At 68.3% G+C, this 24,797-nt stretch carries 17 protein-coding genes and 1 pseudogene; 11 read left to right on the top strand and 7 right to left on the bottom strand.

Annotated elements, in window-relative coordinates:
* Positions 1-10 precede the first annotated feature (10 nt).
* Together ACWCIA_RS15895 and ACWCIA_RS15890 are read left to right on the top strand one after the other, a co-directional pair.
* Positions 11-1,294 carry a sialidase family protein gene (locus tag ACWCIA_RS15895; RefSeq protein WP_454164798.1) on the top strand — a complete coding sequence of 428 codons (1,284 nt, stop codon included), beginning with the start codon at positions 11-13 and terminating at the stop codon, positions 1,292-1,294.
* A gap of 85 nt (positions 1,295-1,379) precedes the next feature.
* Positions 1,380-2,966 (top strand): TerC family protein, encoded by a 1,587-nt coding sequence (locus tag ACWCIA_RS15890; protein WP_454164797.1) that lies wholly within the window; start codon positions 1,380-1,382, stop codon positions 2,964-2,966.
* A gap of 144 nt (positions 2,967-3,110) precedes the next feature.
* On the opposite strand, the gene ACWCIA_RS15885 is transcribed toward ACWCIA_RS15890, so the two are convergent.
* Entirely contained in the window at positions 3,111-3,389 is a 279-nt protein-coding gene (locus tag ACWCIA_RS15885) for a hypothetical protein (protein ID WP_454164796.1), read from the bottom strand.
* Positions 3,390-3,600: 211 nt separating this feature from the next.
* On the opposite strand from ACWCIA_RS15885, the gene ACWCIA_RS15880 reads away from it, so the two are divergent.
* Complete coding sequence (locus ACWCIA_RS15880) at positions 3,601-3,759, top strand: hypothetical protein (RefSeq protein ID WP_312553532.1); 159 nt, start codon at positions 3,601-3,603, stop codon at positions 3,757-3,759.
* Positions 3,760-3,841: 82 nt separating this feature from the next.
* Here ACWCIA_RS15880 and ACWCIA_RS15875 read toward each other — a convergent pair.
* Positions 3,842-5,376: pseudogene (locus tag ACWCIA_RS15875) on the bottom strand (FAD-dependent monooxygenase).
* Between the two features lie 180 nt (positions 5,377-5,556).
* Between ACWCIA_RS15875 and ACWCIA_RS15870 the strand changes: the two are divergent.
* The 3 genes from ACWCIA_RS15870 to cphA (ACWCIA_RS15860) all read left to right on the top strand — a co-directional run bounded on the left by ACWCIA_RS15870 (position 5,557) and on the right by cphA (ACWCIA_RS15860) (position 11,080).
* Positions 5,557-6,699, top strand: coding sequence for a 6-phosphofructokinase (locus tag ACWCIA_RS15870; protein WP_454164795.1), 1,143 nt, complete (start codon positions 5,557-5,559; stop codon positions 6,697-6,699).
* A 149-nt stretch (positions 6,700-6,848) separates the two neighbouring features.
* Positions 6,849-8,324 (top strand): iron-containing redox enzyme family protein, encoded by a 1,476-nt coding sequence (locus tag ACWCIA_RS15865; protein WP_454164794.1) that lies wholly within the window; start codon positions 6,849-6,851, stop codon positions 8,322-8,324.
* A gap of 122 nt (positions 8,325-8,446) precedes the next feature.
* Positions 8,447-11,080 (top strand): cyanophycin synthetase, encoded by a 2,634-nt coding sequence (gene cphA, locus ACWCIA_RS15860; RefSeq protein WP_454164793.1) that lies wholly within the window; start codon positions 8,447-8,449, stop codon positions 11,078-11,080.
* A 212-nt stretch (positions 11,081-11,292) separates the two neighbouring features.
* On the opposite strand, the gene cphA (ACWCIA_RS15855) is transcribed toward cphA (ACWCIA_RS15860), so the two are convergent.
* The 4 genes from cphA (ACWCIA_RS15855) to ACWCIA_RS15840 all read right to left on the bottom strand — a co-directional run bounded on the left by cphA (ACWCIA_RS15855) (position 11,293) and on the right by ACWCIA_RS15840 (position 16,274).
* Positions 11,293-13,884 (bottom strand): cyanophycin synthetase, encoded by a 2,592-nt coding sequence (gene cphA, locus ACWCIA_RS15855; RefSeq protein WP_454164792.1) that lies wholly within the window; start codon positions 13,882-13,884, stop codon positions 11,293-11,295.
* Complete coding sequence (locus ACWCIA_RS15850) at positions 13,881-14,765, bottom strand: cyanophycinase (RefSeq protein ID WP_454164791.1); 885 nt, start codon at positions 14,763-14,765, stop codon at positions 13,881-13,883. Before ACWCIA_RS15850 ends, cphA (ACWCIA_RS15855) begins: the two co-directional genes overlap by 4 nt.
* 1 nt (position 14,766) lies before the next feature.
* A complete protein-coding gene (locus tag ACWCIA_RS15845) occupies positions 14,767-15,675 on the bottom strand; it encodes an isoaspartyl peptidase/L-asparaginase (protein ID WP_454164790.1) in 909 nt (302 codons plus the stop codon).
* Between the two features lie 140 nt (positions 15,676-15,815).
* Positions 15,816-16,274, bottom strand: coding sequence for a DUF2244 domain-containing protein (locus ACWCIA_RS15840; RefSeq protein WP_454164789.1), 459 nt, complete (start codon positions 16,272-16,274; stop codon positions 15,816-15,818).
* Positions 16,275-16,451: 177 nt separating this feature from the next.
* Here ACWCIA_RS15840 and ACWCIA_RS15835 point away from each other — a divergent pair, with 177 nt between their 5' ends.
* From ACWCIA_RS15835 to ACWCIA_RS15820, 4 genes are all read left to right on the top strand, one after another.
* On the top strand, positions 16,452-17,726 hold the full coding sequence (locus tag ACWCIA_RS15835; protein WP_454164788.1) for an Hsp70 family protein: 1,275 nt from the start codon (positions 16,452-16,454) through the stop codon (positions 17,724-17,726).
* Positions 17,727-17,783: 57 nt separating this feature from the next.
* A complete protein-coding gene (locus tag ACWCIA_RS15830; protein ID WP_454164787.1) occupies positions 17,784-18,422 on the top strand; it encodes a 3'-5' exonuclease in 639 nt (212 codons plus the stop codon).
* 250 nt (positions 18,423-18,672) lie between these two features.
* Positions 18,673-20,076: a tetratricopeptide repeat protein gene (locus tag ACWCIA_RS15825; RefSeq protein ID WP_454164786.1), complete on the top strand. Its 1,404-nt coding sequence runs from the start codon at positions 18,673-18,675 to the stop codon at positions 20,074-20,076.
* A gap of 336 nt (positions 20,077-20,412) precedes the next feature.
* A complete protein-coding gene (locus ACWCIA_RS15820) occupies positions 20,413-22,578 on the top strand; it encodes a prolyl oligopeptidase family serine peptidase (RefSeq protein WP_454164785.1) in 2,166 nt (721 codons plus the stop codon).
* A 207-nt stretch (positions 22,579-22,785) separates the two neighbouring features.
* Here the strand turns inward: ACWCIA_RS15820 and ACWCIA_RS15815 are convergent, their stop codons facing one another.
* Positions 22,786-23,364 (bottom strand): helix-turn-helix domain-containing protein, encoded by a 579-nt coding sequence (locus ACWCIA_RS15815; RefSeq protein ID WP_454164784.1) that lies wholly within the window; start codon positions 23,362-23,364, stop codon positions 22,786-22,788.
* Positions 23,365-23,568: 204 nt separating this feature from the next.
* Here ACWCIA_RS15815 and ACWCIA_RS15810 point away from each other — a divergent pair, with 204 nt between their 5' ends.
* Complete coding sequence (locus ACWCIA_RS15810; RefSeq protein WP_454164783.1) at positions 23,569-24,783, top strand: glycine C-acetyltransferase; 1,215 nt, start codon at positions 23,569-23,571, stop codon at positions 24,781-24,783.
* Positions 24,784-24,797 lie beyond the last annotated feature (14 nt).

The raw sequence follows: 24,797 nt of genomic DNA, 5'->3' as shown, positions 1-24,797 counted from the left end.
CGGAGGCCGGATGCGCCGCACCGTCGCCATCATCGCCTGCGCGGTGCTCCTGACAGCGGCTGGCGGCGCCCCGCCAGGCCTGCAATGGGAGCGCAGCACCGAGATCGCCGCCGGGGGCGGGCAGAAGGGGCCGTGGCGCCAGAACGAGTCGCGCTACGACTATGTGGACGATGCGACGCTCGCTTTCGGCGCAAGCGGCCTGTTGGTGGCCTGGGTCGACCAGGCTCGCAAGGATGTCATGGTTCGGCCTGTCCCAACGGTGGCCGGCGCGCCCGTCAACGTCTCGCGCAGCCCCGCGACCTTCTCCTGGCAGCCGCGCATCGCCGTGCCGCAAGACCAGTCCGGCAGGGTCTACCTGCTGTGGCAGGAGATCATCTTCTCGGGCGGATCGCACGGCGGGGACATCCTGTTCGCACGCTCGGGCGACGGCGGCGCCGGTTTCGACGCGCCCCTCAACCTGTCGCGCTCGCGCGGCGGCGACGGCAAGGGGCGCCTGAGCCGCACGGTCTGGTCGAACGGCAGCCACGACCTGGCGGTGGCCGGCGACGGCGGCATCGTGGCGGCCTGGACCGAGTACGACGGCGCCCTCTGGCTGGCCCGCTCGCGCGACGGCGGCGCCAGCTTCACGGCGCCGCGGCAGGTGGCCGGCAGCGCGGCGCGGCCGGCGCGCGCACCTGCGCTCGCCGCCGGGCCCGGCGCCAGGCTGTACCTGGCCTGGACCGTGGGGGAAGACCCCGCGGCCGGCATCCACGTTGCGCAATCAAGCGACGGCGGCGCCAGCTTCGGGCCGGCGCTGCGCATCTCGCCGGGGCCGCGCCGCGCCGACGCGCCGCGCCTGGCCGTGGACGGGGAAGGCGCCGTGCACCTGGCCTATGCCGAAACGGGGCCGGACGGGCGCCGGCAGGTGCGCCATACCCGTTCGCCGGACGGCATCGTGCGCTTCGCGGCGCCGCGCACGGTGTCCGCCCGGGACGGGCAGGATGCAGCCTATCCGGCCATCGCCCTCGACGGCCGTGGGCGCGTGGTCGTAGCCTGGGAAGTGCTGGAGCCGGGCGCGGCGCGGCCGCATGCGCTGGCAATGACGGTGTCGCGCGACGGCGGACGGCGCTTTTCCGCGCCCTCGCTGGTGCCGGGCAGCAGCGCCGGGGCCGGCGCCGCGAACGGCAGCCACCAGGGACTGCTGGGCAAGAAGCTCGCGCTCGATGCGGCCGGGCGGATCGCCATCGTCAACAGCACCATGCAGCCGGGAGAGCGCAGCCGAGTTTGGCTGATGCGCGGGAGGCTGCGGCCCTAGCACGCACCCGTGCGCCCCGGATTGCACGGCCCGGCTAAGGTATGTTCAACACATATGCGCGCGCGGCCATCGCCCGGGACACGACATGGAATGGTTATCGGATCCGAACATCTGGATAGGTTTCTTCACGCTGGTCGTACTCGAGATCGTTCTCGGCATCGATAACCTGATCTTTATCGCCATCCTCGCGGAAAAGCTGCCGCCCGAACAACGCGACCGCGCGCGCCTGCTCGGCCTGTCGCTGGCCATGCTGATGCGGGTCGGCCTGCTGACCATGATTTCCTGGATCGTCACGCTGACCGAACCCCTGTTCACGGTCGGCAGCCTGTCGCTGTCGGGACGCGACCTGATCCTGCTGCTAGGCGGCCTGTTCCTGCTGTTCAAGGCGACGATGGAATTGCACGAGCGGGTCGAGGGCGTGGTCCTGACCCGCAGCGGGCCGGCCGAGTACGCCAGCTTCGGCGTCGTCGTGGCCCAGATCATCGCGCTCGACGCCGTGTTCTCGCTCGACTCCGTCATCACGGCGGTCGGCATGGTCGACGAGCTGGGGGTCATGATGGCGGCCGTGGTGGTGTCGATGGGCGTGATGCTGTTCGCGTCCAGGCCCCTGACGCGCTTCGTGAACGCCCACCCGACCGTGGTCGTGCTGTGCCTGAGCTTCCTGCTGATGATCGGCCTGTCGCTGATCGCCGAAGGCTTCGGCTTCCACATCCCGAAAGGCTACCTGTACGCCGCGATCGGGTTCTCGGTGCTGATCGAAGCGCTCAACCAGCTGGCGCGGCGCAACGTCGCCCGCGAGGAGGCGCGCATGCCGCTGCGCGAGCGCACGGCCGACGCCATCCTGCGCATGCTGGGGGCGAAGAGCGTCGCCGCGGCGGGCGGTCCCGCCACCGTCGCCGATCCGCTGCCGGCCGCGTTCGAACCGGCCGAGCGCAACATGGTCAGCGGCGTGCTGAGCCTGTCGCAGCGCTCGATCCGCTCGATCATGACCAACCGCTCGGACATCACCTGGATCGACATCGACGCCGACGCCGAGGTGATCCGCAGGCAGATCCTGGAAACGCCGCACAGCTTCTTCCCAGTCTGCAAGGGCCAGCTCGACGACATCCTGGGCGTGGTGCGCGCGCGCGACCTGATGGCCGACCTGGCCCTGGGCGGGCGCATCGACCCCGCCCACCTGCGCGCGCCCATCATCCTGCCCGAGTCCGGCGACGTGCTGAAAGTGATGGAAACCCTGAAGCGCTCGCACGGCCAGCTGGTGCTGATCGCGGACGAATACGGCACCCTGCAGGGCCTGGTGACGCCGATCGACCTCCTGGAAGCGATCGCCGGCGACTTCCCCGACGAGGACGAGCAGCCGGCCGTGATCCAGGAAGGCCCCGACCGCTGGCGCGTCGACGGCGCGGCCGACCTGCACCACCTGCAGCAGGTGCTCGGCACCGATGCCCTGGTCAGCCCGAACGACGACTACAGCTCGCTGGCCGGCTTCATGCTCGAACACTTCGGCGCGCTGCCGTCGAAGGGGCAGGCGGTCGAGGTGGACGACCTGCGTTTCGAGGTGGACGAGGTGGTCGAGCGGCGTATTGCGACGGTGGTGGTGACGCGCATGGCGCCGACGCCGGCCAGGGGCGCGGAGGCGAAGGGCAACGGTCGGCGAACCCGCCCGGCGTGAGCCGCAGGACAGAGGGATGCACGGACCCGTAGGGTGGGCGGCTATGCCGCGCACGCGTTCAAATCACGATTGAAAGGCCTGTCCGGCTGCGCCTGATCTGATTGAACGCGTGAGCGGGGGACCCGCCCACCCTACGGATATATCTCATACTGGTATCGTCGACGTTCCACCCGCCGCCGACCCGTAATTCTGCAAATTCCCGAACGGCAACCGCCGCTCGTTGAGTGCGGCGAGGATGGCCTGCAGCTGCTCTTCATCGGGCGCGATGTACACGATCACCTGGTCGACTTCGTTCTCGAAATACGGCGTGTAGGGCACGTCGGTTTCCGCCATGACCTTGCCGACGAAGCTGCCGTCCTGCATTTCGGCGAACACGGTGACGAGGGTGGCGGGCGATGAGGTGTTGTTGACGTGGATTTCCATGGTTCTCCGAGGGGTGCGTTGTTCTTTCCGCGTGTGCGGCTCTTGTATTTTGATCATCGCCGGAAATCCGCTGAGGCGGCGCAGCTTTGCCTTCCGTAAAGTCTGCCTGAGGTGCGCGCCTCAAGGCGCAACAGTGCTAAGTTCGGCACCAGGGCGCGGCCGCCGCGCGGCGCCGCGCAGTTATCGACCCACCAGCACAGGAGGAAACGCCATGCCACAGGGAGACAAGTCGTCCTACACGGACAAGCAGAAGCGCCAGGCCAAGCATATCGAGGAAAGCTACGAGAAGCGCGGCACGCCGCCGGCGGAGGCGAAGCGGCGCGCCTGGGCCACCGAGAACAAGGTGTCCGGCGGCGGCAAGAAGCATTGAGCCGGGACTGAGCTGGCATTGAGCTGGCACTGAGCTGGCACTGAGCTGGCACTGAGTCCGTGCCGAGGCGGACGCCGCGGTCCTAGAGCGGCAAGCCGTTGGCGTGCAGGTAGCTGTCGAACAGCCTCGGATCCGGCGTGCCGGCGGCCAGCGCGACATAGGTGTCCGGCCGCAGCAGGTAGAAGGCGTCGCGCGCCAGCCCGGCCGTGCGGAACTGCTCGCGCCAGGGATACTGGCGCAGGTGGACGTGGTGGGCCGCGCACCAGTTCGCCGCTTCGGGCCGCACGGCGCCGTAGACGTGGGCCTGCCAGCCCGGGCGCGGCAGGGGCTCGAAATTGTCGCTGCCGTCGATCGCGACCCACGGCAGGCGGTCGCCGCCGTGCACACGGCCGGCGCTGCCCTCGTTCAGCGGCGCGTGCCGGTAATGCACGACGGTCTGCGAAATCGTGCGGAACAGAAACTGGCGGGCGCGCGGGACGCGGGCCACCAGCGGCATGATGCGCGGCACGATGCCGGTACGGACCACTTCGGCCACCGGCCCGTCGGCGGTGATGAAGCTGAACACGCGGTCGGTGGTGCCGACCAGGCGCTCGGCGAAGGGCCGCCGCTCGGCTTCGTAGCTGTCGAGCAGGCCCTCGGGCGCCCCGTCGCGCACCACGGCAGCCAGCTTCCAGGCCAGGTTGATGGCGTCGCCGATGCCGGTATTCATGCCCTGGCCGCCGGCCGGGCTGTGGATGTGGCAGGCGTCGCCGACCAGGAAGGCGCGCCCGCGCCGGAAGCGTTCGGCCACGCGGTGGTGGACGCGGTAGGTCGAGAACCAGTTGACCTTGCTCACGGTGATCATCAGGTTGTCGATGGCGCGCGCACTAACGTCCTGGAAGGTCAGGCTTTCAGCGTGCTCGGCCCGTTCGTCGCGCACCGTGCCGACGAGGCGCGCCCGGCCGCGCGGCGCCATCGCGAACACGGCCAGGATGTCGGCTTCGTCCAGGTCCAGGTGCAGCTCGCCGTTCAGGGCCGGGCTTTCGCCCTCGATGTCGGCCACATAGAAGACCTGGCGGTAGGTGCCGCCCGGGAAGCCGGCGCCGATGATGTTGCGCACGGCCGAGCGGGCGCCGTCGCAGCCGATGATGTAGCGCGCGGCGCAACGCTCTTCGCGGCCGTCCGCATGCTGCAGCCGGGCCACGATGCCGTCTCCGGTCTCGTCGAAGCGAGGGTGCAGTTGCGTTCCACCTGCAGGCCGGCGTCGGCGAGGCGCGCCTGTAGCAGGCGCTCGTGGCGGTCCTGGGGGAAGATGTAGAGGAAGGGGTAGGGCGTCAGCCCGGCGCCGATCGCGCCCAGCTCGATCCGCGCGCGGTGCTCGCCCTCGGCCCAGATGTTGAAAGCGCCGACCGCATAGCCGCCCTCGAGCACGGCCTTGGTGAGGTCGAGCTGGCGGTACAGTTCGAGCGTACGCGCCTGCACCGCCAGCGCGCGCGAGGTGGTGCCGGGGCCGCTGGCGGCATCGACGATGCGCACCGCCACCCCGAGGGCATTCAGCCATAGGGCCAGCACCAGCCCGCTGGGGCCGGCGCCGACGATCAGGACCTCGGTGTCTTGCCGGGACTGTGCTTGAGCCATTGCGCCTCCTGGTGGCCAATCGTTCATGCTACGCCCTCGGCGCCGGCCTGTCAGGGCGCACGTTTCATTGTCGATTTGATGCGTGGGACCTGAGCAATTTGTTGGATTGCAGGGACGTGGGCGCGGCAGCGCGCGTGCTAAGGTAGGGCCAAACGGCCAGGACAAAACGGGAGGACCGGGATGGCAGTCCATCGAGGAAAACAAGGCGGACGCGGGAGCATTTCCCGGATCGGCCTGCTCACCGGCGGCGGCGACGCCCCGGGGCTGAACGCCGTCATCCGCTCGGTGGTGCTGGCCAGCGAGCGGCTGGGCTGGGAATGCCATGGCATCCGCGACGGCTTCAACGGCCTGCTCGCGCCCGGCGAATGCATCGGCGAGCCGGTCTGGCGCCTGGGTGCGGCCGACGTGCATGCGATCGGCCACCTGGGCGGCACTATCCTGGGCAGCACCAACCGCGGCAACCCGCTGCGCTACCCCACGCCCGGGCGCGACGGTGCCCTCGTCGAGACCGATCGCACGCTCGAGGTCGTCGAGCGCTGCCGCGCGCGCGGGCTGGACGCCCTCGTCATCGTCGGCGGCGACGGCTCGATGGGCATCGCCCAGGCCCTGCACGCGCGCGGGCTGCGCGTGGTCGGAGTGCCGAAAACCATCGACAACGACCTCGCGCACACCTTTTCCACCTTCGGTTTCGATACCGCGGTCGGCTTCGCCACCGAATGCATCGACCGCCTGCACACCACCGCCCACAGCCAGCACCGGGTGATGGTGGTCGAGGTCATGGGCCGCTACGCGGGCTGGATCGCCCTGCACGCGGGCATCGCCGGCGGCGCCCACGCGGTACTGATCCCCGAAATCCCCTACGACGTGGCCCATGTCGCGGCGGCGATCGCGCGGCGCGACGCGGCCGGCCACCGCCATTCGGTTGTGGTCGCTGCCGAAGGCGCGCACCCCCTGGGCGGGGAACGTCAGGTGCGGGCCGCTGCCGAGGCCGGCCGCGCCGAGCGCCTGGGCGGCATCGGCGCGCGCCTCGAGGGCGAACTGGCGGCCCTGACGGGCAAGGAGTGCCGCACCGTCGTGCTCGGCCACCTGCTGCGCGGCGGCAGCCCGTCCGCCTTCGACCGCGTCTGCGCCTCGCGCTTCGGCGCTGCCGCCGTGCGCGCGCTGGCGGCCGGGCACACCGGCGTCATGGTCGCGCTGGGCTGGCAGGCGATCGAGCTGGTGCCGCTCGACCAGGTCGCGGGCCGCACCAAGCAGGTGTCGATCGACGGCGATACGGTCGCGACCGCGCGCGAGCTGGGCATCTGCCTGGGCGACCAGCCATGACCGCAGGCGTCCCCTTTTCAGAACTCGACATTAGCATTTTGTTACTTTTGTAAGCCCTGTCTTACACCTTTGAGGCACGCGTGCCGATTCGCAATGCATGGTCCAGACCGGATAATTCTGATAATTAATCAACAAGAGTCTGCCTGTTCATGACGCCACCGCACGATACCGCGCTTCTACCCGAAGCCCTCGATGTAGTCCACGCCGGACGGACGACGCAAACCGCGTCGCATCCGGTGCGCGACCTGTATTTCGGCCTGTACGCCGACCCGCTGGGCCATGCCCGCGCCGGCGAGGCCTGGCTGCGCGAGCAGATCGCCGCAGTCCAGGACATTCCGGCCGACCTGCCGCCGACCCTGGCGCAACTGCCGGGCTGGATGGCGGCCCGCACCGAGGCGGTCGGCCAGCAGTACCGCGACTACCTCGCAGCCCGCAAGGCCGGCGCGCCGCGCCGCTATTTCGGCAACCGCAGCCACGCGCTCAATTTCATCAAGTCGGTCGCGCCGACCAAGCTGGTCGACGGCGCCTGGCTGTACGGCATGCTCAGGCACTGGGACAACCCGGACTTCCACCCGCTGATCAAGACCTACCTGGAAGAGCTGGGCGAAGGCGCGCCGAGCAAGAACCACGTCACCATCTACCGCAAGCTGCTCGCCACCCATGGCTGCGAGGGTTGGGAAGAACTCGACGAGCAGCATTTCGTGCAGGGCGCGATCCAGCTGGCCCTTGGCCATAACGCCGAGCGCATGCTGCCGGAGATCATCGGCTACAACCTCGGCTACGAGCAGCTGCCGCTGCACCTGCTGATCACGTCCTACGAGCTGAACGAATTCGGGATCGATCCCTATTACTTCACGCTGCACGTCACCGTCGACAACGCCGCCAGCGGCCACGCGCAGAAGGCGGTGCAGGCGCTGGTCGACCTGATGCCGCGCGTGGGCGACCGCGCGGCCTTCTACCGCCGCGTGATCGACGGCTACCGCCTGAACGAGCTGGGCGCCAGCACGAACTCCGTCATCGCCGAGTTCGACCTGCAGGAGGAACTGGTGACCATCCTGGCCCAGAAGAGCAGCGTCGGCAAGAACATGCACTCCGATTACTGCCGCGTGGCCGGCCGCTCGGTCAACGACTGGCTGGGCGATCCGGCCCAGATCCCGGGCTTCCTGGGCGCCCTCGAGAGCGCCGGCTGGATCAAGCGCGGCGAGGATGTCGAGCACAGCCGCTTCTGGCGCCTCGTGCATGGCGAACGCGCCGAGATGTTCGGCGTCTTCAGCGCCTACGAACAGCAGGTGCTGCGCGACTGGATCATCACCCCGGCCAGCGGCACGTCGACCGTCAAGGAAGGACGCGCGCTGACCCACCGCGCGCGCCAGCGCACCCTCGACAACCTGGGCGAACACCTCGACCGCAGCAGCAGCTTCCCCGAGCGCGGCCTGATCCGCCGCCGGGCGGCGCGCGATACCGAGCGCGACAACGAACTGGGCCTGCTGGAGCAGCGCGTGGCCGCGGCGCCGGGAAAGCTCGAGGCGATGACGCTGCTGACCGAACTGATGTCCCCGGCGCACCACCACAGCGCAGCCGGGCTGATGGCGACCCGCATGTACACCCAGCTGCTCGACATCTGAGGCTTATTCACCATCAAGCTTGACGATCCCCGAACTGGCCTCGCGTCCTGCGCAGAGGCGCGGGCCCGTTCGCGGATCAAACCGTACTCAAAACAACAATTCCAATCATTAGGGGCATTTCTGTGTACATCCTCGAACAACGTTTCCTGCGCGGCCCTAACATCCACGCCGATACGCCTTGCCTGCTGAGCGTCATCGACCTGGAAGACCTGTACGGCGTCTCTTCGAAAGACATTCCCGGTTTTAACGACACCTTGCTGGCGATGCTACCGGACCTGAACGGCCAGCTGATGCCCTCGGGCCAGCCGGGCGGCTTCGCCACGCGCCTGCGCGCGGGCACCTATCTCGCGCGCGTCATCGAGCAGGTGACGCTGACGCTGCAATCGATGGCCGGCCCGGCCGTCGGCTATGGCCGCACCCGTCCGGTCACCGGCCGTCCCGGCCAGTTCCGCATCGTGGTCCAGTACGCGATCGAGAAGCTGGCCGAGCCGGCGTTCCAGCTCGCGGTCGACCTGGTCACCGCGCTCGCCAACGGCGAGGCCTTCGAGCTCGAACCGCGCATGCAGGAACTGCGCTCGCTCGGCTCGCGCTATTCCATCGGCACCAGCACCGCGGCCGTACTGGCCGCCGCCCACGAGCGCGGCATCCCGAGCCAGCGCATCACCGACGAAGCGAACCTGTTCCAGCTCGGCTGGGGCTCGAAGCAGAAGCGCCTGCAGGCCACCACCACCGGCGACACCAGCTATGTGGCAGTGAAAATCGCCAGCGACAAGCAGCTCACCAAGGCCCTGCTGCAGGAAGCCGGCGTGCCGGTGCCCGAAGGCGGCACCGTCACCACGGTCGAGGAAGCCCAGCGCGTCGCGCGCCGCCTGCGCGTGCCGGTCACGGTCAAGCCGCTCGACGGAAACCAGGGCAAGGGCGTCACCACCAAGTGCGCCACGCCCGAGGAAGTGGCGCAGGCGTTCGCCTTCGCGCGCGAGTACGGACGCAGGATCATTGTCGAGCGTTTCGTCGAGGGACGCGATTACCGCGTGCTGGTGGCAGGCGGGCGCATCGCCGCCGCCTCCTTCCGCCGCCCGGCGCATGTGGTCGGCGACGGCGTCAGCACGATCACCGAACTGGTCGAACTGGAAAACCAGAACCCCGCGCGCGGCGCCGGCCACAGCAACGTGCTGACCCGCCTCTCGCTCGACGCCCACGCCGAAGACATGCTGCGCCGCCAGGGCTACGCCCCGGACGCGGTGCCGGCGGCCGGCGTCTGCGTCGAACTGCGCAGTAACGCCAACCTCTCGACCGGCGGCACTGCCGAAGACTGCACCGACCTGCTGCCCGAATCCACGCGCGCCCTGTGCGTGCGCGCCGCCGCCAAGATCGGCCTGGACGTGGCCGGCATCGACATCGTCTGCCGCGACATCAGTGTGCCGCTCGACGAGCAAGGCGGCGCCGTCATCGAGGTCAACGCCGCGCCGGGCATCCGCATGCACCAGCATCCGAGCGCGGGCGAGCCGCGCGACGCCGGCGAAGCGATCATCGACGGCCTGATGGGCCCCTCGAACGGGCGCATCCCGCTGGTGGCCGTCACCGGCACCAACGGCAAGACCACGACGACCCTGATGATCGGCCACACGGCGCGGGTCGCAGGCCTGGGCACGGGCGTGACCACCACCGAAGGCGTGTTCATCAACGGCAAGCGCCTGGTCAAGGGCGACTGCACCGGCTACTGGTCGGCGCGCACTATCCTGTCGGCGCCGGACGTCGACTTCGCGGTGCTGGAAACGGCGCGCGGCGGCATCCTCAAGCGCGGCCTGGCCTTCGACTACTGCGACGTCGGCGTGGTGCTCAACGTGGCGCCCGACCACCTCGGCCTGGACGGCGTCGACACCATCGAGGACCTGGCCCAGGTCAAGGCGGTGGTGGCCTCATCCGCGGCGAAAGCGGTGGTATTGAATGCGGAAGATGCGCTGTGCGTGCAGATGGTGCGCCGCGCCAAGCCGGGCGCCGAAGTCATCTTCTTCTCGATGGAGCCGGAAAACCCTATCCTGTTGAAACACCTGGAAGAGGGCGGGCGTGGCACCTACGTGCAGGACAACGCGATCGTGATCGCCGACGGCATGCGCCAGCAGGAACTGATGCGCGTCGAAAGCATGCCGGCCTCCTTCGGCGGCCTGGCGCGCTACAACATCGCCAACGCGCTGGCCGCTGCGGCGGCGCTGATGGCGTCGGGCTTCTCGCACCTGCAGATAGCGGCCGGCCTGTCGACCTTTGTCTCGGACAGCAAGAGCAATCCGCTGCGCACCAACGTGTTCGACGTGCGCGGCGTGACCGTGATCGTCGACTACGCCCACAACCCGGCCGCCTACGCCGCGCTGTCGGAAATGGCGCGTGCCCTGCTGCCGGGGCAGCTGGTAGGGATCGTTACCGCGCCGGGCGACCGCCGCGACAGCGACCTGGTCCAGATCGGCGAAGTCTGCGGCGAGCGCTTCGACGAGCTGGTGGTCTACGAATCGCAAAGCCGCGGCCGTCCGGTGGGCGGCGCGGTCGACCTGATCCTGCAGGGCGCCGAGAACGTCGTCGGGCCGTCGGACACGCTGCACCGCGAGATCGAGGTCGACAAGGCGATCCGCCTCGGCCTGTCGCTGTGCCGGCCGGGGGATGTGCTGGTGTTCGCCTGCGGGTCCTCGCTGCAGGTGTTCATCGACGCGCTGCGGGTGGACGATCCGGAGAGTGCGGACAAGATCGTGGCGCAGACGATTTGATTGTCTGGCGCAGAAGGACGAATGGCCCCGCCTTTGTGCGGGGCTTTTTTGCTTGGCGTGGGTGGGCGCCTGTCAGGCCTTGTGCGGTAACGTGACGCGGCGTTCCGCGTGGGCACGGGGTGCCCACCCTACGGCTGGCGACCGTCCCGTTCCACGCACATAAAAAAGGCGGCCCATCGGGCCGCCAATCCACACTTGCAATCGTCCGGACCTTACACCGCTTCGGCCTCGATCCGCTGCGCAATCTCCGGCCTGGTCGGCCGCAGCGCCTCGGTCAGCTCCGAAATCGACGAACCGCAGCCGAACACCAGCACGTCGCCCGGCTGGCACAGGGCCAGGCCGCGGCGGATGGCGCGGTGGACGTCGAGCTCGGTCGAGAGCTTGTCGGTGGCGATGCGGCCCAGGCGGGCGCCCTGCACCAGAAGCGCGGCCACTTCGCCCTCGGCGCGGCCGCGGTTCTCGGTCTCGTAGACGACCAGGTCGTCGAAGCCGGCGGCGCAGGTGCGGCCGATGTCGACCAGGTCGGCATCGCGGCGGTCGCCCGGCGCGGCGACCACGCCGACCACCCGGCCCGGCGTCATGGCGCGCGCGGTTTCGGCCAGGGCCGCGTAGGCCGCGCAGTTGTGGGCGTAGTCGACGATCACCTGGACGCCGTCGACGTCGAACAGGTTCGAGCGCAGCGGATTGTGCTTGCTGTCGGAGACGAAGCTGCGCAGGCCGGCCACGATCTCGGCGTTGCCGAAACCGCTCGCCGCCAGCGCGGCAGTTGCCGCCAAGGCGTTGGCGATGTTGTAGCGCGCGCAGCCGCCAAGGGTTACCGGCATCTGGCGCACATCGGCCAGCGCCTCGTGGCGGGCGCCGGTGGCCAGCACGATCGTGTTGTCCTCGAGGTAGACGCCGCGCCCGCCACGCTCCAGGTGGCGCAGCAGGACCGGGTTGTCGGCGTCGAGGGCGAAGTACAGTACTTCGACATTCGCCTCCAGGTCCTTGGCCATCGCCACGCAATAATCGTCCTCGGCGTTGAGCACCACGGCGCGCGATGCGCGCTGGGCCACGACCGCCTTCACGCGGGCCAGCTCGTCGACGGTCTCGATGCCGTCCAGGCCGAGGTGGTCGCTCGATACGTTCAGCACCACCGACACGTCGCAGCGGTCATAGGCCAGGCCGCGTTTCAGGATGCCGCCGCGCGCCGTTTCCAGCACCGCGAAATCGACTTCCGGCGAGGTAAGCAGAGTGCGCGCCGAGTGGTAGCCGGTGCAGTCGCCTTCCTTGATGCGCTGGCCGCCGATGTAGACGCCTTCGGTCGTGGTGACGCCGGTGCGCAGACCCGACAGGCGGGCGGCGTGGGCGATCAGCAGCGAGGTCGTGGTCTTGCCGTTGGTGCCGGTGATGGCGACGGTCGGGATGCGGCCGTCGTCCTGGCCGAACAGGGCCTCGACGATGGCGGCGCCCGCGTCGCGCGGCGTGCCGCGGCTCGGGTACTGGTGCATGCGGATGCCGGGGGCGGCATTGACCTCGATGATGCCGCCGCCCTGTTCGCCCAGCGGCAGGGCGATGTCCTGGCAGATGACGTCGATGCCGGCCACGTCCAGGCCGATGGTGCGGGCGGCGCGGATGCAGATGTCGCGGGTTTCTTCCGGCAGCAGGTCGGTCACGTCCTCGGCGGTGCCGCCGGTGGACAGGTTGGCGTTGCCGCGCAGGTCGACGGTGACGCCGCTTGGGACCACCGAGTCGAAGTCGTAGCCTTGCTTGGACAGCGTGGCCGCGGCCAGGTCGTCCATCGGGATCTTGGTCAGGATGTTGGTGTGGCCGTCGCCGCGCGCCGGGTTGCGGTTCTCGACTTCGACCAGTTCGCGCACGGTGGAGCTGCCGTCGCCGGTCACGCAGGGCGGGCGGCGCCAGGAGGCGGCGGCAATCTTGTTGCCCGTGACGAGCACCCGGTAGTCGCGGCCGGCCAGGAATTCCTCGACGATCACGTGGCGCCCGTAGCGGCGCGCGTGCTCGAAGGCGCGTTCGACTTCTTCCGGCGTGGTGCAGGTGGTGGTCACGCCCTTGCCCTGGTTGGCGTCGAGCGGCTTGATGGTGGCCGGGCCGCGCAGGCCGCGCGCGACGCGCTGGGCCTGTGCCAGCGTGGTGACGGTGGCGCCGCCCGGGACCGGCACGCCGGCCTGCTCGAGCAGGGTCTTGGTCAGCTGCTTGTCGCTGGCGATGCCGACTGCGATCGAATTGGTCGCGCCGGTGATGGTCGCCTGCAGGCGCTTCTGGCGGCTGCCCCAGCCGAGCTGGAACAGGTTCGCCTCGTCGGTGATGCGCAGCGCCGGGATGCCGCGGCGCAGGGCCGCATTCACGACGGCGCCGGTGCTGGTGCCGATCGCGTAATCCTCGGCCGTTTCAATCAGTGCCGCCACGGCGGCCTCGATGTCGTAGTCCTCGCCGCGCCCCAGCGCTTCGATCATGTCGATTGCGGCCGCCAAGGCCTGGCCCGCGACCTGCTCGGTGCGGTAGCCGCAGACCGCGCGGCGGGCGCCCGGCTTGCGCGGCACTTCCAGCGTCTGGCTGAACTCGGCGGGAGCGCCCGCCAGGCGCTGCAGTTCCATCACGACCGGCTCGACCGCATCGAGTTCGCTGCCCAGGCTCGCCAGGCGCGCCGAGCTCTCCGGCGGAAGGCCGGGCAGCAGGGCCACCAGGCGTGCGCCGAGGCCGGCGGCCGGGGGCGCGTCGCGGCTCTCGAGGACGGCCATCAGGCAGGGCGCGGCGCTGAACAGGTTGGGGCCGCGCAGGAAGCGTTTTTCGATGATTTTCATGAGATCGGGTTCCGTTTTGTGACGTTTTCTAAAAAATCGCGCAGCGATGGCGACATCGGCCGCGTGAGCGGCTCGTCGTCGCTCGGCAGGTACCAGCGGCTGCCGGCCGGAAGCAGGTGCAGGCGTACATCGATCAGCTCGGGCGTCGCATGGTCACGGATGTCGGCCATGTTGGTGTCCATCGTGCGGCCGTCGACCACGGTCACCGAGCCTTCGCCGAGGACTTCGATGCCGCGGCCGCGTTCGACCACCAGCGCGGTGTCCTCGTCGATGCCGATGCCTTGCAGGTAGGGGTTCTGCGCGACCACGGAAAGCAGGCGCGAGAGTCGCTGGCGTTCGGAGAAGTGCTGGTCGATGACGACGCGGTGCAGGAAGCCGAGGCCGGCGGCCAGGCTGACCGCGCCCTTTTCCGGCAGCAGGTCGGTCTTGCCCTGGGCGAGCATGTGGCCGGACATGGCCGAAGCGCCGGCGCTGGTGCCGCCGATGCAGGCGCCGCGCACTTTCAGTGCCGTATGCATCGCGGCGTCGAGGGCGGTGCCGCCGATGATCGCCAGCAGGCGCTTCTGGTCGCCGCCGGTCATGAAGATGCCGTCGGCCTGCGCCACCATGCGCACCTTCGCTTCGTCGTTGGCGTCCTGGCGGGTTTCCAGCCCGAGGTGGAAGCAGTGTTCGACGCCGAGGTCGGCGAAGGCCTTGTCGTACTGCTCCCACAGTTCGTCGGCGACCTTGCTGGCAGCGGTGATGACCACGATCCGCGCGGTCGGGCCGCCGGACAGTTCGACGAAACGGGTGAGGATGGCCTTGCCGTACTGGCGGTCCTCGTGGCCGCCGATGATGACCAGGTGGCCGTCGGATGCGCGCTGTTCTTGTTCTGTCTGCATATTATTCTTCAATGGTTCCGGTTGGCATGTGGGTGTTGCTGCAGGAAGCTGCTTCGGTTTTGGTGACTGCGATCAGGCCGGTGTCGGCGTCCTTGTCGATCAGGTCGATGCCGCGCTGCAGCGCCTGCTGCAAGGGCATGCCCTGTTCGATCCAGCCGTAGACGGTGCGCGCCAGCAGGTGGCGGATGATGTGTTCGCCGACGCCGGTGGCGGCGACCGCGCCCAGCGGGCCGGCGTAGAAGCCGCAGCCGATGAGCGGGGTGTCTCCGACGCGGCCCAGCAGCGAGGGCGCCGAGCCGCCGGTCGAGCCGGCGACGGCGAAATGGCCGTCCGGGCCGCGCACGACGGCGCCGACCGTGTCGTGGGACGCGCTCGGCGGCAGCCGCAGGGGTGTCTTGTAGTTCCAGAAGCGCTCGAACATGCGGTTGTCGATACCGGGCATCATCGGCACCGATCCGGCCAGTTCCTTCAGCACCTGCGCGTGCTTCTCGCGCTGCCTGGCGCCGATCGGCCGGGAGGGTTCGAGCCCGAGCGAGCGCGCCAGACGGTCGGCGCCTTCGCCGGACAGCAGCACGTGCGGCGTGTCGGCCACGGCGCGCGCCAGCAGGATGGGGTTGCGCACGTCGCGCACGCCGGCCACGGCGCCGAGGCGGCCGCGGGTGTCCATGATCGAGGCGTCCATCTCGATGGTGGCGCCGTCCAGGCAGAGCGCCGAGCCGGTGCCGGCGTTGAAACGCTCGTCTTCCTCGAGCGCGAGCACGGCGGCGATCGCGGCGTCGACGGCATCGCCGGTTTCCAGCATCTTCGCGCGGCCGCGGCGGGCGGCGAGTTCGGCGCCGTCGGTCAATTCCAGCGCTTCGCCAGCGCCGCCGTGCGTGACGATGGCAAAACCTTGCAGACTGTGACTCATTGCATCTTCCCTCTGTTTGCCCTGCGCACGGCCGCACGGCTCTGTTCTTAATAGAGGATTATGCAAGGGGGCATAGAAAAGCCCTATCGGTTGTGTCGCCGTGTCAATGTAAGAAGAAACTTACATGGAAGACAACATTTTCAAGGGCGCAAGCGGGCCGGATGCGAGCGCAGGGCCCGGTTCAATTCGTGGGCGACCTGGGCGCGCACCGGTTCCGAGACATAGCGGCCGATTTCCACGCTCACGTCGCGCGATTCGAGCCGGATCAGCTTCTGGACGCGCGGCGCCGGGCCGAGGACGCGCAGGCGGATCGGGTCGAGCCGGATTTCCTCGCGGCGGCCGGCATCGATGCGCTCGACCACCAGGCAGCCGTCGAGCAGGGCGATGCGTTCCACGTCGAGCGCATGGCGGGCGTAGTGCAGCAGGGCCAGGCCGACGGCGAGCATTTCGACCAGGGTAAAGGCGAGCACCATCCAGATGCCTTGCAGCAGGAAGACGGTGGCGATGGCGAAGGAAGCCGTGCAGAGCAGGGCGTAGACGGCGCCCGACTGGCGCGGCGTCAGGGAGCAATTGCGTTTGAGGACCCAGTAGTGCGTCATGGTGGCGAACAGGCATCCAGGGTGGGTAACAGCCAGTATAGCCAAGGCAAGGGTGATCTGCCGCGCGTGACGGGCGCGCAACGTCCTGGTTTTGCATTCGCGTTGGAAAGGGGTTTCTGGTAAAGATTCTGCTAAAATACCGCCCCTTCTGAGCGCGCCCCCAGGGCAAAGGAACACATGACGAACGCTTGCGGCGTCGACTTCGGTACGTCGAATTCCACGGTTGGCTGGATCGGGCCGGATGCCCATCCGGCAGCGCCTTCCGCAGCCAGCTCCCTGCTGGCCCTCGAGGACGGCAAACCGACCCTGCCGTCGGTCGTTTTCTTCAACGCCGACGACGAGGAAGTGCGCTACGGCCGCGCGGCGCTGGCCGACTACCTGGCCGGCTACGAGGGGCGCCTGATGCGCTCCCTGAAAAGCCTGCTCGGCACCAGCCTGATGGACGGCCAGACCGAGGTCGCCGGCCGCGCGCTGCCTTTCCGCCTGCTGCTGGCCCAGTTCATCGGCGAGGTCAAGCGCCGCGCCGAGCAGCAGGCCGGCCGCCCCTTCGAGCACGCCGTGTTCGGCCGCCCGGTCTTCTTCATCGACGACAATCCGGCCGCCGACCAGCTGGCCCAGGACACGCTGGCCGAGGTCGCGCGCAGCGTGGGCTTCCGCGAAGTGGCCTTCCAGTACGAGCCGATCGCCGCCGCCTTCGACTACGAATCCCAGATCGACCGCGAGGAACTGGTGCTGATCGCCGACATCGGCGGCGGTACCTCGGACTTTTCGCTGGTGCGCCTGGGACCGGGCCGCGCCGGCAAGCTTGAACGGCGCGAGGACATCCTCGCCACCGGCGGCGTGCACATCGGCGGCACCGACTTCGACAAGTACCTGAGCCTGGCGTCGGTGATGCCGCTGCTCGGTTATCAGAGTACTTTGCGTTCGGGCGCCGAAATCCCGTCGAGCTATTACTTCAACCTGGCGACCTGGCACACGATCAACCAGGCCTATACCCGCAAGAGCATCGGCCAGCTGGACGAGCTGGTGAGGGATGCGCGCGAGCCGGCCAAGCTGGCGCGCCTGAAGCACCTGATCGACGAACGCGCCGGCCACTGGTTGGCGATGCAGGTCGAGGGCGCCAAGATCGGACTTTCCTCGCAGGACGCCGTCACCCTCGAGCTGGATCGCCTGTCGCCGCCGGAAAACCTGCTGGTCGAACGCGCCACCTTCGAGGCGGCCATCGTCCAGCTGCTCGACAGCATCGACGCCACCGTGCTGCGCCTGCTGCTTGATGCCGGCGTGGCACCGGGCGCGGTCGACACCGTGTTCTTCACCGGCGGCTCGAGCGGCGTGGGCCTGCTGCGCGAGCGGGTGGGCGCCCTGGTGCCCGGGGCGCGCAAGGTCGAGGGCGACCTGTTCGGCAGCATCGGCGCGGGGCTGGCGCTGGACGCGCTGCGCAAATTCCGCTAAAAGTTCTACGCAAGACTCCATGGTCGCGGGAGCGGCCGGACATCCTGAAAGGATCCCATGAGTATCTTTGAACGACCGATCGTGATGCTCGACTTCGAGACCACGGGCCTGTCCCCGGCGATGGGCGACCGCATCACCGAAGTGGCGGCCCTGCGCATCGTCGGCGGGCGCGTAACCGAGCGCTACGTCTCGCTGGTCAACTGCAACGCGCGCATCCCGGCCTTCATCACGGGCCTCACAGGCATCACCCAGGAGATGGTCGATTCGGCGCCGCCGGCGCGCACCGTGGTGCCGGAGCTGCTCGACTTCATCGGCGGCGACACGCTGTCGGCCCACAACGCCAGCTTCGACGAAAAATTCCTGCTCGCCGAGAGCGAACGCCTGGGGCGCACCTGCGGCCACGAGAGCCTGGTCTGCTCGCTGAAGCTGTCGCGCCGCGTCTTCCCTGGCATGCCGAGCTACAAGCTGGGCCAGCTCTCGCGCCAGCTCGGCATCGCCTTCCGCAGCGCGGCCCACCGCGCCGAGGCCGACGCCGAAGTCGCGGCCGAAGTCCTGATCCACATCGGGCGCCACCTCGGTTCCTCGTATGGCCTGGCCCAGGTCTGCCCGAGCCTGCTCGTCTCGGTGAACAAGCTGGCCGCGGCCAAGGTCCACGGCTACCTCGGCAAGTACGCGGCCGAGCGTAACGCGCTCTAGTCCGCCACGCGCAGTCTCTGCCTCAACAAACCCGCCGCGCCCGGCGGGTTTTTTCATGGGGCGCACGCCTGCACGATTGCGCGCAGTCAAACCCGCAGGGCATGCTTTTCATTAGAATTTTGTTAATACTTATGAGGCCGCCTGACTTGTGACCACCAGATCAGCGGTCGCCAGCTCAGCGGCCGCCAGTGCGGCGCCCGCAGTGGCGCTGTAATCGTTTCGGCTGCCAGCGTAAAACCGGGAGAAGGGCATGAACCGCCAGAAGCTCCAGAACGAGAGCCAGCAGACCTTCATGTGGTTCCGCGAGGCGGCCGAGCGCGGCAACGCCTACGCGCAGTTCAACCTCGGCCTGATGTACAAGAAGGGTAACGGCGTGCCGCGCGACGATGCGCTGGCCGTGCGCTGGCTGCGCATGGCGGCGCTACAGGGCCTGGCCTTCGCCCAGAACCACCTTGGCGCCATGTATTACCACGGGCGTGGCGTGCAGCGCTGCGACCACGAAGCGGCGCGCTGGTTCCGCCGCGCCGCCGAGCAGGGCGACGCCTCGGCCCAGCAGAACCTCGGCCACATGTGCCGCGAGGGCCGCGGCGTGGCCGTCGACCCCGAGCGCGCGCTCTCCTGGTATTACCGGGCGGCCGAGCAGGGCATGGCCGGAGCCCAGAACCAGCTTGGCGAATGCTACCTGTACGGAAACGGCGCCGCCATCAACTATCCGCTGGCCATGGCCTGGTTCCGCAAGGCGGCCCTGCAGGGCGACGCGGCGGCCCAGCTGAACCTGGGCCTGATGTACAAGCGCGGCCAGGGCGTCGAGGCCAGCGACCAGCAGGCGCTGTACTGGCTGCGCAAGGCCGCCGCCGCCGGCGAACGCGGCGCCCAGCGCGAACTCGGCATCGCCTACGACGAGGGGCAGGGCGTGCGCGCCGACCCGCGCCGCGCCTGCGCCTGGCTGCAACGCGCCGCCGGCCACGGAGACAGCGAGGCCCAGTTCCGGCTCGGGACCATGTTCGCCAACGGCCGTGCGAGCACCACCGGCGAGCGCGACGAGGCGCGTGCCCTCGACTGGTACCTGCGCGCGGCCGGGCAGGGCCACGCCGGCGCCCAGTACAACCTGGCGAACATGTATGCCCACGGCCGCGGCACCGCGCCCGACCCCGAGCAGGCCTTCGAGTGGTACCGGCGCGCGGCCGAGCAGGGTGCCGCGAACGCCCAGTTCAGCCTCGGCGTCATCTATGCCAACGGCCAGGGCGTCGAAAAGGACGACGTCCGCGCCGCCCACTGGTACCGCCTCGCCGCCGAGCAGGGCGACGCCAGCGCCCAGAACAACCTGGGCGTGATGTACGCCAGCGGCCAGGGCGTCGAACAGGACGACCGCGCCGCCGTCTACTGGTACGAGCAGGCTGCCGAACAGGGCCACGCGCTTGCCCAGTACAACCTCGGCGGCATGTATGGCAGCGGGCTCGGCGTCGCGCGCGACCCGGTCCGCGCCTACATGTGGATGCTGCTCGCGGCCGAGGGCGGCGACGCCACCGCCAACGTCAACAAGACCATCGTCGCCCGCCGCCTGAGCCCCTCCGAAATCGGCTGGGCGCTCGACCTGTCGCACAAGTGGCGGATGAGCCACCGCGACGTGCTGCCCCAGCGGCCAGCGCAGTAACGCAATGCGCGCACCGTAGCACCGTAGGGTGTGCGGCTCTACCCGGGCGATTGCGCAGCCCGCTGCCTGAACGCCGCCCACGCGTTCAACCGGCTCAAGATGCCTCGCGTCGTCTCACATGCCCGTTGAACGCGTGCGCGGCGTTGAAGCCGCGTGCCTGCCGCCTCACGAGTATAGCCGCACACCCTACCGCCTTGCCGAGGTACGGTCGATCACACGCGTCCATGCCTGCCGGGTACGCAATGCCGCATCCGCCAACATATCGCCTCCCGCCGAGTTTCGCGCTATGATGCCCCTCGGCACATTTCGCCCACCACGACTCCTGTAGAGAACAATATGCACATGAGACATGCAACGCTCGCCGTCGCCCTGATGGCGGCTTTCGGCGCCGCACACGCTGCCACCCCAAGCGCGTGCACGACGAGTTCGCAAGTGACCTACCCGGTCACCCAGAAGGTCGCCCAGACCGACAACTACCACGGCACGACGGTGGCCGATCCCTACCGCTGGCTGGAAGACGCCAACAGCGCCGAGACCAAGCAATGGGTCGACGCCCAGAACGCGGTGACCCAGGGCTACCTGGGCCAGATCCCGCAGCGCGAGGCGATCCGCCAGCGCCTGACCAAACTCTGGAACTACGAGCGCTACTCGGTGCCCTCGAAAGACGGCGGCCGCTACTTCTACACCCGTAACGACGGCCTGCAGAACCAGTCGGTGCTGTACACGCTGAAGAACCTGGGCGACGAGCCGCGCATGCTGCTCGACCCGAACAAGCTGGCCGCCGACGGTACGGTCGCCCTGGCCGGCGCCGAAGTCAGCCCGGACGGCAAGCTGCTGGCCTACGCCACCGCGGCCTCGGGCTCGGACTGGAACGAGATCCGCGTGCGTGACATCGAGAGCGGCAAGGACCTCGAGGACCACGTCAAGTTCGTCAAGTTCTCGAACACGGCCTGGACCAAAGACGGCAAGGGCTTCTTCTACAGCCGCTACGACGAGCCGAAGGAAGCCACCAAGCTGGCCGACGTGAACTACTTCCAGAAGCTCTACTACCACAAGATCGGCACGCCGCAGAGCGCCGACATCCTGGTCTACGACCGTCCGGACCAGAAGGAATGGGGCTTCGGCGGCCAGACGACCGACGACGGCCGCTACCTGCTCATCACCACCACCAAGGGCACCGCGCCGAAGTACCGCATCTCGTACAAGGACCTGAGCAAGCCCGATTCGAAAGTGGTCGACCTGGTCGACAACTTCGACGCCGGTTACGAGTTCATCGACAACGTCGGCACCGTGTTCTACGCCAGCACCGACCGCAAGGCGCCGAAAAAGCGCATCGTCGCGATCGACGTCAGCAAACCGGCTGAATCGAACTGGAAGGAAATCGTCGCCGAAACCGCCGACACCCTGGCCGGCGCCGACATCATCAACAACCAGCTGGTGCTCGAATACCTGAAGGATGCGCGCAGCGTGGTGCGCGTGCACGACCTCAAGGGCAAGCAGGTACGCGAAATCGCCTTGCCGGGCATCGGCAAGGTGGGCGGCCTGTCGGGCAAGCGGGGCGAAGCCGAGACTTTCTACTCCTTCACCGGCTTCACCACCCCGACCACGATCTACCGCCTGAACCTGAAGACCGGCCAGAGCACCGTGTTCCGCCAACCGAAGGTTGACTTCAACCCGGCCGACTACGAGACGCGCCAGCAGTTCTTCACTTCGAAGGATGGCACCAGGGTCCCGATGTTCATCGTCTCGAAGAAGGGCCTGAAACTCGACGGCAGCAACCCGACCTACCTGTACGGCTACGGCGGCTTCAACATCTCGATGACCCCGGGCTTCTCGCCGGCCAACCTGGCCTGGATGGAAATGGGCGGCGTCTACGTCGTGGCCAACCTGCGCGGCGGCGGCGAATACGGCGAAGCCTGGCACCAGGCCGGCACCAAGCTGCAGAAGCAGAACGTGTTCGACGACTTCATCGGCGCGGCCGAGTGGCTGGTGGCGAACAAGGTGACCTCGCCGTCGAAACTGGCGATCGGCGGCGGCAGCAACGGCGGCCTGCTGGTCGGCGCGGCGATGACCCAGCGTCCGGACCTGTTCGGCGCGGCCATCCCCATGGTCGGCGTGATGGACATGCTGCGCTTCCACAAGTTCACCATCGGCTGGGCCTGGACCTCGGACTACGGTTCGGCGGACAACCCGGACGAGTTCAAGGCCCTGGTCAAGTACTCGCCGCTGCACAACCTGAAAGCCGGCACCAGCTACCCGGCGACCATGGTCACCACCGCCGACCACGACGACCGCGTCGTCCCGGCGCACAGCTTCAAGTTCGCCGCGGCCGCCCAGTCCGCGCAAGCCGGCTGCAACCCGGTCCTGATCCGCATCGACACCAAGGCCGGCCACGGCGCCGGCAAGCCGACCGCGAAGCAGATCGAGGAAGTGGCGGACCGCTGGGGCTTCCTGAGCCGTGCGCTGAAGATGAACGAGCCGGCGACGGTGGCCAGCAAGTAAGGGTAGCAGCAGGTAAATGAAACGGGCCGGCGGATCTTTGCGATCCGACCGGCCCGTTTTTTTGCCTTTGCCTGGCGTCGGCGGCCGCTCAACCGGTGTAACGCGTGGAGTCAGGACTCCACCCTACATCTGGCGCGATGCGTAGGGTGGAGTCCCCGACTCCACGCGTTGCAGAGCCGGCATCGAGACAACGCCAGCGAACAACCACTACCGGTGCACAACCACCAAGAGCGCTTTGGCCTCCGTCTTCCCCGCATTCCTGAGCACATGATCCTGGTCCGCCGCATACCGCGCCGTCCCCCCGGCCTTGACCTTGCGCTTCTCCAGCCCGACTTCCACCTCCAGCGACCCGTTCAGCACGGTGAGGTGCTCCTTGGTCCCCGGATCGTGCGCCTGCGAGGCCAATGCGCCGCCAGGCGCCAGCGTCAGCTCGTACCATTCGTATTGTCCCGCCAGCTCCATCGGCCCCAGGATGCGCAGGGTGTAACCGGCATGCGTGCCCGGCAGGGTCGGCGTCTCGTGCGCGTCGAGTACCCGAATCGACTCGACGTCACGCGTTTCCGAGGCCAGCAGTTCGCCGATCTGCACCCCGAGCGCATTGGCCAGACGCCAGGTGATGGCGATGGTAGGATTGGCCTTTTCGCGCTCGATCTGCGACAGCATCGATTTCGACACGCCGGCGATGCGCGACAGGTCTTCCAGCGTCAGGCCGCGCGCCAGGCGCAGGCGTTGCAGGGTGGCGCCGACTTCGGGCGGGGCGTTATTGGTGGTGACCACGGTTTTCATCGTCGAGACAGCCTGGTAAATGTTTGGACAGCCGTGCCTTGCCAAGTTCAGCAGGTCGGCGTAATATTCATTATATTGAATTTCGGTTCGAGATAGCGAAAACGCGACGAGGCACCGAAAAACGTACAGCGATCCGGGAACGGTACAGCATACCGGCTTCCAGGGTCAAGGCGGCAATCACTTATAGGGAATCAGGGAACGACCATGAGCGAACAAGCGAAGAACGCGTTTTACACCGGTCTGCAGCAGAACCTCTCCAACCTGCGCGAGCAGGGCCTGTTCAAGCCGGAGCGCGTGCTTGCCTCGCGCCAGGGCGCGCAGGTGCAATCCGACGACGGCCGCACCCTGATCAATATGTGCGCCAACAACTACCTCGGCCTGTCGGGCGACGTCGAGACCCAGAAGGCGGCCGAAGCCGCGCTGGCGAAGTACGGCTACGGCCTGTCCTCGGTGCGCTTCATCTGCGGCACCCAGACCGTGCACAAGGAACTCGAGCAGGCGCTGTCGAACTTCCTCGGCACCGAAGACACAATTCTGTACGCGGCGGCTTTCGACGCCAACGGCGGCGTGTTCGAGCCGCTGTTCGACGAGAACGACGCCATCATCTCGGACGCCCTGAACCACGCCTCGATCATCGACGGCGTCCGCCTGTGCAAGGCGGCGCGCTACCGCTATGCCAACAACGACATGGCCGACCTCGAGAAGCAGCTGCAGGACGCCACGGCTGCCGGCAAGCGCCACAAGATCATCGTCACCGACGGCGTGTTCTCGATGGACGGCACCATCGCGCAGCTCGACAAGATCGTGGCACTGGCCGAACAATACGGCGCCCTGACCATGATCGACGAATCGCACGCCTCCGGCTTCATGGGCGCGACCGGCCGCGGCACCCACGAGCACTGCGGCGTGATCGGCAAGATCGACATCATCACCGGTACCCTGGGCAAGGCCCTGGGCGGCGCGATGGGCGGTTTCACCTCGGGCCGCAAGGAAGTCATCGAGACCCTGCGCCAGAAGTCGCGTCCCTACCTGTTCTCGAACACCCTGGCGCCGATGATCGCCGGCGCCTCGCTGTCGGTGCTGGAGCGGATCTCGAAGTCGACCGAGCTGCGCGACCGCCTGATGGAAAACACCGCCTACTTCCGCAAGGAGATCGAGCGCATCGGCTTCACCATCAAGCCGGGCACCCACCCGGTGGTGCCGGTGATGCTGTTCGACGCGCCGGTGGCGCAGAAATTCGCGGCCCGCATGTTCGAACTGGGCGTGCTGCTGTCGGGCTTCTTCTACCCGGTGGTGCCGATGGGGCAGGCGCGCGTGCGCGTGCAGCTGTCGGCGGCGCATACCCGCGAGCAGCTCGACACCGTGCTGGCCGCCTTCGAGCAGGCCGGGCGCGAGCTGGGCATTATCAAGAACAACTAATCAGTCTCAGCACC

This window comes from Massilia sp. SYSU DXS3249 (assembly GCF_053668055.1).
Note: the sequence above shows the minus strand (reverse complement) of the source record. Positions and strands in the feature narration are given on the sequence as shown.